Raw genomic sequence first — 13,118 nt, forward strand, 5'->3', positions numbered from 1 at the left:
TGATGTCAATAAAATTGAAGCAGAAGGCGGTCATTAATGATTTAAGCCTCCTTTTATATAAATATAGCAGAAAGCTAAACTAGAGGAGCGAACTTTCCAAAAAGTTCGCTCCTCTTTTAATACCACCAATTTACAAAAAGCTTAGTTCAATGATGTTATGAATCTTACCTTATGCATTTTGAAATTTTGATATTTGTCGAGCAGTTTAGCATCTGCTCAATGAGAGAGGATTTTGTCAAAAATCATATTTGTCAAATTGAGTGAAGTTGAAGAATCAGAAAAGACTTCGACTCTGCTACCATTGACGTTTTTTATAATAATTTGATTATCAGAGGTATTTAATTTTACAAACACGTTATTTCATATTGATTTATATGAAATATATTAGACCTCATCCCGACACAAAATGGTGATTTTAAAAAGTCTCATTCTTAAGTTTAATAGCCCATTAATTTTATAGGTTACTACCAATAACTGGTAGTTTAATAAAGCTGTCTGTAACAGCTTCATCTGCGGTTTTTGCTCTTAGCTCATCCATGTGATAATGCTTATCAAAAAACTCATCACACCATAAACAAATATTTTGAAGCTTTTTTCCTCTTTCTACGGCATAAGCCTCGCTTACGCCAATACTTTCTCCCATTTTATAAGGTTCGCCGTCATTTAAAGCTTTAAAAATTTCAGATTCTTTTACTTTTAGCAATACATCGGCTATTTTTTCTTTTCTGGCATCGCCTAAAGCTTTTTTTGTGCCAGGACAACATGGGTTTATGGCCCATAGTTGGATGCTCAGTTCCTCAATCACATCTTGATGACCGCCTAAGAAATTTTTAGCTCCTGATTGTATGTTACAAAAGTTATGTAAATGATTTTGCATCCATAAGTCTTTGGTAAAGGCTCTGCCTCTTGCCCAATTACCACCCAGCCACATTTCCTCGTTTGCTCCAAAATAAGAGTAGGTACGCCAATTGGGGTCAAGTTTAGCTCGCTTTTCTTCGTCTTTAACACCTACTTTAATATAAGGCATAATATCTACCAAACCTCGGCTATCAAACAACTCTTTTAAGATATTAAGTTTTGCTCCGGCATGCTTATGAAATCTGTCTAAACTGGCAATACTAAATCCTTTAACACCTTTCTCCAGCAAAATATCCAGAATTTTACCAGTCATTAAATCACCATTGGTTTGTATGGTAATTTTTAAATCTTGACCATACTTTGCTATTAAAGTATCAATAATCAGGTAAAGCTGTTTTCTATCTGCTAAGGGCTCGCCGCCACTTAAAATAATTTTACTTAATTTTTCTGGCAAATGATGAATAATCTGTAAACACTCCTCATCAGTCATGCGCTTACCTTTAGGCCCAGAATCATTGTAACAATGGTCGCATTCATCATTACAAAGCTGGGTAAATACCCAATATATGGTTCCGTAAGTGTTATAATCGTTTCTCATAGTTTAAAGATTATTCCAAAAGTTGATTTCATTTTGTACCCCAGTTTTTTCCGAGCGGATAAAACTTTGTTTATCCTTATATACTTCTAATACGCCATTTTCCATATAACAGATTTTATCGCCCATTAATAAAGCTTCTTTTAAATCATGCGTTACAAAAAGAGCTGTAATTTGATATTCTTTAGCAATCTTTTTATAAAGCTGCTGCATGTTACTTCTAGTTTCTACATCTAAACTACTAAATGGTTCATCTAATAAAATTAAAGGTGGATTAAGAATAAGCGCTCTACCAAAGGCAACACGCTGTTTTTGTCCGCCAGAAAGCTCATGTGGCATCTTTTTATCAAAGCCATCTAACTCCAACTGTGAAAGCATATCTTTAACTTTCGTTTTTATGATGTGCTTTTCTGTATTTCTAATTTTTAAACCAAAAGCTATGTTTTCAAAAACATTCATGTTTGGAAAAAGCAAAGCTTCCTGAAAAAGGTAAACAATTTTACGTTCTTGCGCAGGTAATGCTAAAACGTTCTGACCTTGTAAATTCACCATTCCGCCATCGGCTGTTTCTATACCTGCAATAATTTTTAATAAGGTAGATTTACCACAGCCACTTTTACCTAAAACACTTAAAGTTTGATGTGCATCTACATCAAAACAAATTTCTTTAAGTACCTGCTGGCTTTTAAACTTTTTACTGATATTTTTTACCTCTAAAAACATTAGCCTTTTTGTTGAATGATGAATCTTTTGTTAAACCACAATAAAATTACAGGAGGTAAAATAAGCAAACAGCAGCTTAATGCAGCATAAAAAATATTAGCCTCGTTTATAAACTGAAAAACATGAATGGTTAAAGTACTTATTTTACCATAACCAATAATACTGGTTAAACCATACTCAAACCAAGAAATTAAAAAACATTGGAAAAAGCAAATGACAAGAAATGATTTGGCAAGGGGTAAAGTTATGTATAGAAATGCTTGCTTTTGCTTACCTCCTAAAGTGTAAACCAAGTTTTGATAATCTAATACTTTTTGGTTCCAAAAGCTTAAGAAAAATATAATGCTATAGGGTAAAGCAATAATGAGTTGCGCTAAAACAATTCCATATAAGTTTCCAATCAAACCTAGTTTTATGAAGTAGTATTTTAAGCAAATGGCAAAAATTACAGGAGAAAGCGCAAAAGGGAAATAAGTTAAAAAAGTAAGTAATCTCCTTTTTGGATGATAAGCAATATACCTACTTAGCACAAAACCTAGAATGGTAGCGCTGCCGGCAACAAATAGTGCAATACTTAATGATATAACAAAGCTATTGCTGATCACATGGCCATCACCCAAAATAACTGTCCAGTTTTCTAAGGTTAATTTCTCTGGTAACAGTTTTGGGAATACCCACTTTTGCGAAAAAGACAACAAGAAAAGTATTGCAATGGGCAAGGTAAAAACCAAAGCCAACATCAGTAATATAAAATATTTGATGCTATACTTCATACTGGTGTTTTGATTTTTTAAAGGCTATAAACAATAAAAGAAGTACCAAAAAGGCATAAATAACCGCTATAGCATAGCCTTGTGGAATATCAAGAAGATTAAATTTCTGTAATTTCCTTACGGCTAAAACAGAAATAGTTTCTGGACTAGATTTCCCTAATAACAACGGCACTTCATAAGAACCCAACTTAAAAATAAAGTAAATGATGATGCTTGGTAAACTTCTTTTTAGCAGTATAGGGATACTGATTTTAAAAATGGTTTGTTTTTTACTTGCGCCTAAAGCATAAGCCAACTTCTGATAATCCTCTAGTTTTTCGGCTTGATATAAGCTAGCATATAATAAGATAAAGAAAGGTAAACTTAAAAAGGTTTGTGTGCTGATGATACCTATATGGTAACTATCATTAACTAAATTTGGAAAATCACTAATCTGATTAATGATACCTAACTGGTGGCACAATCTAGCAAGAATGCCTGCATTACTTAAGAACTGAAAGAAGAAAAATGCAGCAACGATAGAAGGGAAAGCCAGGGGCATATAAACCAAATAAGAAAATATTCCGCTTTTAAATTTTTTAGGAAAAGCTAATACCACAGCTAAAGAGATAAATATACAAATACTTAAAGAGGCAAAAGCTAACCAACTGGTATACAAAACAGAAATATAAACTTCTGATGTTGAAAATAGTATTTTCCAATTTTCTAAGGTAAAACCCTTGTTAAGCACACCCACCAAACCAAAACTATAAGCTATAGCATAACCTAAACCTGCAAGCAAAGGTAATAATGTAAATAGCATCAGTATGCTAAAATTTAATGTCTTATTTAAGGGTTTAAACATTAAGGTTTTTCTATTACTTGAGTTCTAAAATCGGCAGCTACATTAATCATGTATTGCGAATGTGTTTCTTTAATAGCCTTTTCTTGTATAGCTTCTTCGCTCATTCCATATTTAATTTTTGGAAGTGCTTGATATTGATCTTGCCATTGTTTTTCCAGTTTTTGATAATCAAAAACTGGCATTCCACCAGAGTTATTAATGTCACTTTTTTTGATTTGTGCTTCTGGTGAGAGCAAAAAATTAATCACCACTAAAGCACCTTCTTTATTTGGTGCGTTGTAAGGAATTCCTAAATAGCTAGTATTGTGTATACTACCTGCTTTGAAAACGAAAGCTTTAGAAGTAGCAGGGAATAAACCTTCTTTAATACCCTTATCTATAGCTGTAATACCAAAGGAAAAAGCAAAATTAAGCTCGCCGGAGCCAAACATTTGCGAAACTGTAACATTGCTAGCTGGGAAAGTTGTGCCATTTTTCCAAAAATATTTCTTGTTTTTATTGATAAAATCCCAAAGTTGCGGTGCATATTTATCATATTTTTCCTGACTAAAATCGCCATCTAATTCTTTTATGCCACCAGCAATTTCTACTAACCAGGATTTCAACAAAGTATAGCCAGAAAAATCTAGCGGGATAGTAAACTTACCTGGATGAGCTTTCCAATAGGCCTCAAAATCTTGCATACTTTGTGGGATATTTTTTACTCTGGCAGCATCTGTGATACCAATAAAAGAAGCTTTACCCCAAGGTGCTTCATAACCATTGATAGCTTGCTGAAAATCATATTTAATGATAGGATCTTCATAATTGATGTATTTAGAGTTGGGGAGTTTATCTGTAAAAGGGCCATATAAACCTTTTATCTGCTGCAATTGATAAAAGGTTTCGCCGTTTATCCAAACCATATCTGTTTGTCCTTCTGCTAAGCCCGCTTCTTGCTCCGTCATGATACTATTTACAATTTCATTTCCTTGGCCGGGGATGATTTTTAAAGTAATACCATACCTTTTTAATACGGTTGGTACCACATATTCATCTATATGTTTATTCGCTTTTTTATCGCCCAGATACTTCATGAAAACAACGGTAGTTCCCTTTGCTTTTTGCTCTATTTCTTCCCAAGATTGGGTCATCAAGCTATCTTGCTGCGTATTACTTTGATTTTGCTTACAAGCATTTATGATGCTCCCTATAAAAAGGAAGGTCAATAAAATGATATTCTTTTTTCTGTTAATCATTCTTTTAAATCTTTATGATGATTTTAGCGTATATATTTATACAAAATTTAATAATAATGGTTGAGGCCGATAGCACTACATTTTCTGATAAGGATTTACATCAACACCAAATTTGGAATAATTTGATTAAACAATTTATTACTGATGATGGCTTTGTAGATTATCAAGGTTTTAAATCTAAGGAACATTTATTAAATCAATATCTTGAAATCATAAGTACTTATCCACCAACAGCAGATTGGACACGCCAAGAGAAAATTGCCTACTGGATAAATGCTTACAATGCTTTTACGGTAAAATTAATCATCAATCATTACGGTGTGCAATCTATCAAAGATATTCATCACCAAGTGTATGATTCTCCATGGAAAATCCCCTTTTTTAAAATAGGTGATGATGCTTTTACTTTAGACAAGATAGAACATGAGATTTTACGTAAAGAAATACAAGAACCTTATATCCATTTTGCTTTAGTTTGTGCCTCTTTTTCTTGTCCGCATTTTAGAAATGAAGCCTATACTGCTCAACATGTTAAAGAACAACTGGATGATCAGGCCAGAATTTTTATAAACGATCCTCGTAAAAATAAACTTGATAGCACCCCTTTAGAAGTATCAAGCTTATTTAGTTGGTATTGGGATGATTTTGCTACCCATTTTACTGATGATTCTTCTTTTATCACTTGGTTAAATAAATACAGTAAACATCCGTTAAATTATCCATCATCCTATACTTTTATGCCTTATAACTGCAGCTTAAATGGTAAGTAATCGAGCTTTTACTTTAAAAGTAAAAGCTCGATTATCATTAATAATTTCCAAATATATAGCGCATTCCAAACTGGAACTGGCGAGGTGGCGCAGCAGCTCTTATGTTAAAATTATTGCTACTTCTTGACCCTGGCTGTACCATATTACTTGCCGCTTTAGTAGCTGCGAAACCGGTTAAATTTTTAGCGTTTAAAAGGTTATAAACATCTGCAGAAAATTCTATACCAGCTTTGTTTTTAAGTTTTAAGCGATATTTTGTTGATAAATCAAATGTTGTTGCACTTGGTAATCTATCATTATTACGTGTTTCTCCTGGCTGTATATCGGCAGGTAAACCGGCTGGAATTTCTCCGTTACCATTAACATCGGCAACACCACCCCATTGTGATAATATAGCATAACGTGTTACGGGTTGTCCACTCTGGTGTAACATAGCAGGTGTAATGGTTAAGTTTTTAACAGGATACCAAGTTACCAAGGCATTCACAACATGTGTTCTATCATTATCAGCAAAAGCATATTCGGCAGCCCAATTGTTTCCATCGGCAGCTCTTGAGTTAATACCCTCGGCATCTACTTTAGATTTAGATAAGGAATAAGAAAGACGGTAAGAAAAATGGTCTGTTGCGCTTTTCTCTTTTTGTAAAACAAAGTTTGCTGCTAGGTATCTAGCCTTACCTTTGGTTTCTGTCATAAACACGTCTCTGGCAATACCAGAATAATCTAGACCATTAATTACGGCTACAAACTGCCCACCTACGGTTTTAATAGGTACAGGCCTATCAGCGTTTGCTGCATTAGCAGATCTAAACTCACCTGTTACAGCAGGACTATATTCTGGTGCAGCATTTAGATTGGTTATCCTGAATAAGTTATTGGTTGCAGAACTTAGCAAATCAACATAAAAAATGATGTTTTCATTTACTTTTCTTTGGTAACCAATATTGATTTGGTCTGAGTACGGGTTCTGATACCCGTTTGGATTTTTGATTCTAAAATTGGTATTAGATTGGTTTGCCCTTTTGGCTTGTGCTTCCTGTGAGCTCGGACCTTTCAAATAATCAGGATTATTGGCTAGATTATCTAAATCAGCATAAACGGCTCTTAAATTACCAGGGTGTGTAATTCTGTCTAAATCTGCATTTGGGTCTAGTTTACCCAGACGTTGCAGCTCTGCCAGTTGTAATTTAAAATTAGGTGAGTTATTGCTGAACTGTAAATTATCGCTAGTTACCGAGTATTTGATTTTATCGTAAAAACGACCAATACCACCTCTAATGACATTTTTATCATCCAGTTTGTAATTGAAACTTGTTCTTGGGCCTATGTTATTCCAATCTCCACGAGTACTACCTGCCTTAGAAAGGTTATCATAATCAAACCTCACACCCAAATTAATATCAAGTTTATCATTAAGCTTAAAGTTATCCTCGGCATACAGGTTAAATACGTTTTGGCGGGTACCAAATCTGCTTTGGTCTAAATCTACCTGATAACGTAATACATCAACATCAGCCGGAATATCATCAATATCTAAAGCCGAGCCTATATTTCTGGCTCTCAAATCTGCCAATTGTTGTGGGTTAAGTCTTACCGTATAAAAACCATAAGAGTTACCGGCACCCAACAAAGAAAAATTAGAGGTAGTAAACTCTGTACCAAATAAAAAGTTGTGTTTTCCTGCTTCTAATCTAAATTTTTGTTGAATCTGGTTGGTGTATTCATCATCATCAAAGATATAATCTATAGAGCCTATGGTGGCTATAGTTCTGCCAGTTAGATCTTGTACAGAAACACCAGGCTTACCAATATTTGGTCTATCACGATAGTTCCATCTGAAATAGCTGTTTTGGTAGTTGGTTTCTCCTTTTAATCTAGCGCCTAATTGATAACTGTTTTTTAAGGCTATTAAATAGGTTCTGTTTTTTTGTGTCGATGCTGATGATGGGAAATTGTTACCACCAGTTAAACCTCCACCTTGTTGGTCTACATCAAAACTACCATAATTAACTCTTAGGCTGCTTTTAAATTTATCGCTCCAAATTTGATCTATTTTAGTAGATAAATAACTGAAACTATTATTTCCTCTAATCGCTTCATTTACACCTAACTCTGGTACGTTTAAAAGATTGTCTTTGATGTCAAAGGTTTGTTCAAAGTTTAGGTAGAAAAAAGTTTTGTCTTTTTTTAGTGCGCCACCTAAGCCTACACCCAATTGTTGCCTCTGGAAACCGTCTTTAACAGGGTTTCCGTATAAATCTAAAGAAGCAAAAGCAGAGCGACTATCTACAATAGAACCGGGTCTGGTTAAATAAAATACTTCGCCTGTAAAATCATTACTACCAGAGCGTGTTTCAACGTTTACAATACCATTACTGGTGTTTCCATATTCTACAGAATAGTTATTGGTTAAAACCGTAATGCTTTCTGTAAAGCCAAAAGGGGTGTTAAATTTAGAATTACCTAAAAAGCGTTCGTTATTATCCAAGCCATCAATCATATAATTGGTATAAATACCGCTTAATCCGTTTATAGCAATGGTAGGTGCCTCGTTATAACCTAAAGTAGATATGGTTAAATTGGGTAAACGATATAAACTTTTGGTCACATCCCGGCCTTCTATAGGTAGGTTTTGGATTTCTTTTTTACTGATGTAAGATGATACAGCAGCATCCGTTTTATTTATTTTTAAAGCTTTATCAGCAATCACACTTATTTCATTCAATTCCTGAAAATCCTTTTTTCTGGCTATTAAAGTGATGTTGGTTTCTAAAGCGCTATCAACAACTAATGTTCTGCTTTCTATAGCATAGTTAAGTTTTGATAGGGCTTGTATTTGATACTCGCCCTGTTTTACATTTTTAAACATTACCAAACCATTTTTATTGGTTATTGCTGTAAAACTAGAGTCGGTAAGTAAATTTGTTAAAGTGATGTTATAGCCAGATAAGGGCTTTTTATCTTCTGTGTTAAGCAAAACGTTTACACTACTTTGTGCAAATAGGTTTACTGCCCAAAATAGGGTTAATAAAGAAAGTATAATTCTTTTCATGAAAAATTTAAGATGAAGTATTGTTTAAATATGAAATAAAGGGAGATTAGGCTATTGCCGGAGGTGCTCTTAATGCTTTGTAGCGATATAAAAATGTTTCATCATGCAGCCAAACAAAAGTTGCGAAATTATTTTTAAAGGCTATAATCAGCGCTTTTATAAAAGATAGGATGGAACTTTTAGGAAGCTTTTTCAGCATACTAAAATGATCAAAATCTTCTAGTAAAGCTGTTTCAACCAATTCTACGTCGGCAAATACCTCTTTTAAATTTTTGTAGGTGTGTGAAGATTGCCATTTAATACTTTTAAAAAGTATAGGATTAAAATTATTTTTAGATAGTCCTATTAAATAAGTACCTCCATCTTTACTAGGCCCTAATATAACTTGCTGGCGCTCAACCGCATCTATTGCTACTGATAGATGCTGATCATCTAGCTGAAGGGTATCATTACCAATACAAATGATATGCTGATAGCCCTTACTAAAAATATCATGGAAAGCATTGGTAATTTTTTCGCCAAACGAATCACCATGTTGCTTTAAGGAATCTATCCAGTAAAAATCTCTTTTACAACGGCTTACTAAACTCAGTGTATGTTTGGTTAGCGCTGCAGATATTTTTTTTGAGGCTAAAAAAGATGATAAATGAGAAAACTGCTTTTTCCTAGCTTCTATATCGGGTAATTCGGCAAAAAGAATAATAGCAGTTTTATGCATCCTTTAGTTTGTTTTCAGCAATAATTACGTGTAAGTAGCGCTTATGGTTTTCATATTCTTAAAATGTTTCCAAATTAGATAAAAATATTGATATAGCTTTAGATTGATAACTTTGTATGGTTAAACCCCTATTACAAATTGAGAAAGTTTAAATTCTACAGACATATTATTGCACTTAGTTTCTTAATTTTATTAGGCTTAAGGCTGGGTAAAATAAAAGGGCTATTAATTGTGTTGGTGGTTTATTTAGCCTTAAACATGGCAACTATTGTAAGATATTTTAGAGAAAGGAGCGCAAGAAATGGCAAATTTTAAAGAAATTATAAATTCTGGAAAACCTGTTTTGGTAGATTTTTTTGCTACATGGTGTGGCCCCTGCAAAATGATGTCGCCTATGTTAGATGATTTAAAAAAACAGGTTGGAGATAGCGCAACCATTATCAAAATTGATGTTGATAAAAACCCACAGGCAGCAGCAGCTTATCATGTACAGGGCGTACCTACCTTAATTTTATTTAAAGACGGGGAAGTAAAATGGAGACAATCTGGTGTGGTACCTGTTCATGAACTTCTGAAGCTGATTCAAAAAACAATCTAAATTTTCAGATAACATCTTCATAGATCATTTTTAAAAACATAAAAAAGAGGCTGTCTAAAATTACCATGTTGTAACAGGCTGAGCGGAGTCGAAGCCTTTTCTTATCCTTCGACTTCGCTCAGGATGACATTTCCTTCGACTTCGCTCAGGATGACAACAAAGGTCAACTCAGTGTGACAAATATGATTTTGGAGACAGCTTCTTTAATCAAAAACTTAAATTAATCAATCAATTGGGCAGATTTTACTTTTAAGCGCTCTATCTCTCTTTTTAACAATTCTATTTCGGTTTGCTGCTCTTTCACTGCAGCTACCAGTACAGGAATTAGATTATTCATTTGCACTTCTTCATATTTGGCAACTTTAGATTGATTTTTTCCTGCCGGATACATTTTAGAAGTTTCTGTAACGATACCTGGCAATTGGGTATTCACTCCATTTGTTTTAAATCCATACTGGTTGCCAGATGGTAGTCTCAAATATTTATATTTATCTACATCGTATTTAAAAGTTATAGGCTCTAAAGCATTTAACTTTTCTGTTGGATTTGTAATTTTAGATATATCAACTTTTAAATCACTTTCCTCAATTTTTTGAGCTTGAACATTTAAAGTTAATACAGTGGCAAAAAAGCCTATCATAGCAGTTTTAAGAATGAATGAAGTTTTCATAATGATATATATTTGGTCGAATTCAACAATAAGATTAATGATGTAATAAAGATTTAAATTGAATGTAAAAAATTCTATTTAAGCTTCTGGAGGGAGCTCGGGTAAAGAGAGGCTTCTATCAGGCAGAAAAACTGGTGATTGCAGTGGAGTGCTTTTAATCGCTCTATACATAACCAGACTAAAACCTTCATGATTAAATAACTCATCAGAACCTGTTAGTTCCTCAGATTCAGAATCACCATTAGTATGCTCTTGTGAGTTTTCTTCGGTTTGATTAACATCAACATATACTTTTTCTGAATTGCCTGTGGCAAAAACAGCTGTGCTTATATTCATGGGCATCATAAATATCAGGCAAAGTAGAAATATGTTAATGATCTTGCTAAACATTTGCTAATAACGCTTGTTTAAAAATAGAGAAGCAAACATATTGCCTAAATCATATTAAATCAAAATTTTAAACAAAAAAATGACAAAAAAAATAATATTAGGCGGGGGATGCTTTTGGTGTACAGAAGCTGTGTTTACGGCTATTCAAGGTGTAAAAGATATAAAGCCTGGATATATGGGTGGAAAAAGAGAAAATCCAACCTATGAACAAGTTTGTAGCGGGGCAACCGGACATGCAGAGGTTATACAAATTACTTATGACGATGAATTACTAAGTTTAGAAGATTTATTGTATGTATTTTTTTATACGCATAATCCAACAACATTAAATAGGCAAGGTGCTGATGTTGGTACACAATACCGTTCTGTAATTTTTTATGAGGATCATCAACAAGCAGAAATAGCGCATCAAGTTATAGCTAAGATAAATGATGATGGAGTTTACACCGATAACATTGTAACAGAAGTTAGTCCGGCTGTTGTATTTTACGAAGCAGAAGATTATCATCATCAATATTTTATCAGAAATAGAAACCAGCCTTACTGTATGGCTGTAATAGAGCCTAAACTGGTTAAACTCCTGCAGCATTTTAAAGATAAAATAAAGCCAGAATTACTTTAACAAAAGCTCAAATAAGCTCTCTCAAAAATAAAGTGCTGTTTATGAATAAGTTCACAGTATTTTTTAATTTTAATTTGCAGGAGATATAATTAAAACCTACATTTGTGCCACTTTAGAAAAAAGACACGGGTTCTAAAGTTGTTCTCAAAACCCTCATCGGGGTGTAGCGTAGCCCGGTATCGCGCCACATTTGGGATGTGGAGGTCGTAGGTTCGAATCCTGCCACCCCGACTCAACTCATTATAAATGAGTTCAAAAGCCTCTAAATATAAAATTTAGAGGCTTTTTTGTTGTCTATATCGGCTGTTTATGGATCAAGCGTAAAAGGGATCAAGCGTAAAAGTTGGGGAGAGACATTAAGTGTATATTTTTTGGACGATTTAGTACTGAATTGTTTTCCTTCTCTTTGTCTAAAGGCTAATAAATCTCCTACTAATCCTGATAAACCATGTGTGATGACGTTGTTTCTTGACTTTGCCATGTTGTTAAAATTTTAAGTAAAAAAAATAAACCTGTCTTTGTACTGCTACCGGTATGACGCTTTGGATATGACAAACCTAAAACGTTGATTATTAATATCTTATAGCTATCCTTTCAAAAGAACCAAATAGAACCTTATGCAACCTTTATAGAACATAATAGAACCTATCAGCTCCTGCTACTGCTCCTGCTCTTGTTACTGAAATGGGGTGAAAATGATGAAAAGTGTGGTTTTTGGTGTTTTCTCCCTTCGGAGCTCCTTCGGATTGATATGTGTGATCTATGTGTGATGTATGTGTTAGGGGGGTAGTCCTGAGCTATCGGGAGTTGGGTGGTTAGGTGGTTAGGTATTAACCTAACGGTTAGATTTTAATGTTTTAACCGCTGAGGACGCAGAGGACACGGAGCTGGGTGGTTACTTGTAAGTTGTAGACTTTTTTTTGAGATGTTTCACTGTGCTACCATTGACGTTTTTTATAATGATTTGATTATCAGAGGTGTTTAATTTTATAAAAAACGTCATTTCATATTGATTTATATGAAATATATTAGACCTCAACATGACGGAAGGGGAAGGTTGCAGCATCCCTACCAACTAGTCATGCTGTATGAAAAGATATAGTAGTTTGTCACTGCGAGGTACGTGGCAGTCTCTTTTATAACCTGTATGGAGGGATAGTCTTGCATGAAGAGATAGCTTCACTGTGTTCGCTATGACAGAGTAATCGTGATAGCCTTGCATGAAGAGATAGCTTCGCTTTGCTCGCTATGAACTGTGTTTAAATCC

The 13,118-nt window shown here is 34.0% G+C and carries 13 protein-coding genes and 1 tRNA gene; 4 read left to right on the top strand and 10 right to left on the bottom strand.

Features of this window, described 5'->3' with window-relative positions; translation table 11 throughout:
• Positions 1 to 454: 454 nt before the first annotated feature.
• From B2745_RS03115 to B2745_RS03135, 5 genes are read right to left on the bottom strand one after another with little or no spacing between them, the layout of a single operon-like run.
• Positions 455 to 1,456, bottom strand: a complete 1,002-nt coding sequence (locus B2745_RS03115) for a radical SAM protein (RefSeq protein WP_304063580.1) — start codon at positions 1,454 to 1,456, stop codon at positions 455 to 457.
• Positions 1,457 to 1,459: 3 nt separating this feature from the next.
• On the bottom strand, positions 1,460 to 2,176 hold the full coding sequence (locus B2745_RS03120) for an ABC transporter ATP-binding protein (RefSeq protein WP_304063583.1): 717 nt from the start codon (positions 2,174 to 2,176) through the stop codon (positions 1,460 to 1,462).
• Positions 2,176 to 2,949, bottom strand: a complete 774-nt coding sequence (locus tag B2745_RS03125) for an ABC transporter permease (protein ID WP_304063585.1) — start codon at positions 2,947 to 2,949, stop codon at positions 2,176 to 2,178. The genes B2745_RS03120 and B2745_RS03125 overlap by 1 nt, the downstream gene beginning before the upstream one ends.
• Complete coding sequence (locus B2745_RS03130; protein ID WP_304063588.1) at positions 2,939 to 3,751, bottom strand: ABC transporter permease; 813 nt, start codon at positions 3,749 to 3,751, stop codon at positions 2,939 to 2,941. Before B2745_RS03130 ends, B2745_RS03125 begins: the two co-directional genes overlap by 11 nt.
• Before the next feature lie 41 nt (positions 3,752 to 3,792).
• Positions 3,793 to 5,031: an ABC transporter substrate-binding protein gene (locus B2745_RS03135; RefSeq protein WP_304063591.1), complete on the bottom strand. Its 1,239-nt coding sequence runs from the start codon at positions 5,029 to 5,031 to the stop codon at positions 3,793 to 3,795.
• A gap of 14 nt (positions 5,032 to 5,045) precedes the next feature.
• Between B2745_RS03135 and B2745_RS03140 the strand changes: the two genes are divergently transcribed.
• Positions 5,046 to 5,801: a DUF547 domain-containing protein gene (locus B2745_RS03140; protein WP_304063594.1), complete on the top strand. Its 756-nt coding sequence runs from the start codon at positions 5,046 to 5,048 to the stop codon at positions 5,799 to 5,801.
• 37 nt (positions 5,802 to 5,838) lie between these two features.
• Here the strand turns inward: B2745_RS03140 and B2745_RS03145 are convergent, their stop codons facing one another.
• Positions 5,839 to 8,853 (bottom strand): TonB-dependent receptor, encoded by a 3,015-nt coding sequence (locus tag B2745_RS03145; RefSeq protein WP_304063597.1) that lies wholly within the window; start codon positions 8,851 to 8,853, stop codon positions 5,839 to 5,841.
• Positions 8,854 to 8,899: 46 nt separating this feature from the next.
• Complete coding sequence (locus tag B2745_RS03150; protein ID WP_304063600.1) at positions 8,900 to 9,571, bottom strand: TIGR04282 family arsenosugar biosynthesis glycosyltransferase; 672 nt, start codon at positions 9,569 to 9,571, stop codon at positions 8,900 to 8,902.
• Between the two features lie 301 nt (positions 9,572 to 9,872).
• Here B2745_RS03150 and trxA point away from each other — a divergent pair, with 301 nt between their 5' ends.
• A complete protein-coding gene (gene trxA, locus B2745_RS03155; protein ID WP_026904435.1) occupies positions 9,873 to 10,169 on the top strand; it encodes a thioredoxin in 297 nt (98 codons plus the stop codon).
• Positions 10,170 to 10,389: 220 nt separating this feature from the next.
• Here trxA and B2745_RS03160 read toward each other — a convergent pair whose 3' ends face one another.
• Both B2745_RS03160 and B2745_RS03165 read right to left on the bottom strand, forming a co-directional pair.
• Entirely contained in the window at positions 10,390 to 10,839 is a 450-nt protein-coding gene (locus tag B2745_RS03160; RefSeq protein WP_304063602.1) for a tail fiber domain-containing protein, read from the bottom strand.
• Between the two features lie 78 nt (positions 10,840 to 10,917).
• A complete protein-coding gene (locus B2745_RS03165) occupies positions 10,918 to 11,175 on the bottom strand; it encodes a hypothetical protein (protein WP_304063605.1) in 258 nt (85 codons plus the stop codon).
• A 133-nt stretch (positions 11,176 to 11,308) separates the two neighbouring features.
• Here B2745_RS03165 and msrA point away from each other — a divergent pair, with 133 nt between their 5' ends.
• The gene (msrA, locus tag B2745_RS03170) at positions 11,309 to 11,851 is read left to right on the top strand and encodes a peptide-methionine (S)-S-oxide reductase MsrA (protein WP_304063608.1); all 543 of its coding nucleotides are present in this window, start codon (positions 11,309 to 11,311) and stop codon (positions 11,849 to 11,851) included.
• Positions 11,852 to 12,008: 157 nt separating this feature from the next.
• Positions 12,009 to 12,082, top strand: a tRNA-Pro gene (locus B2745_RS03175).
• Between the two features lie 76 nt (positions 12,083 to 12,158).
• Here the strand turns inward: B2745_RS03175 and B2745_RS03180 are convergent.
• Positions 12,159 to 12,332 (bottom strand): hypothetical protein, encoded by a 174-nt coding sequence (locus B2745_RS03180; protein ID WP_304063611.1) that lies wholly within the window; start codon positions 12,330 to 12,332, stop codon positions 12,159 to 12,161.
• Positions 12,333 to 13,118 lie beyond the last annotated feature (786 nt).

This window comes from Pedobacter glucosidilyticus (assembly GCF_002483235.1).
Classification (GTDB): Bacteria; Bacteroidota; Bacteroidia; order Sphingobacteriales; family Sphingobacteriaceae; genus Pseudopedobacter; species Pseudopedobacter glucosidilyticum_B.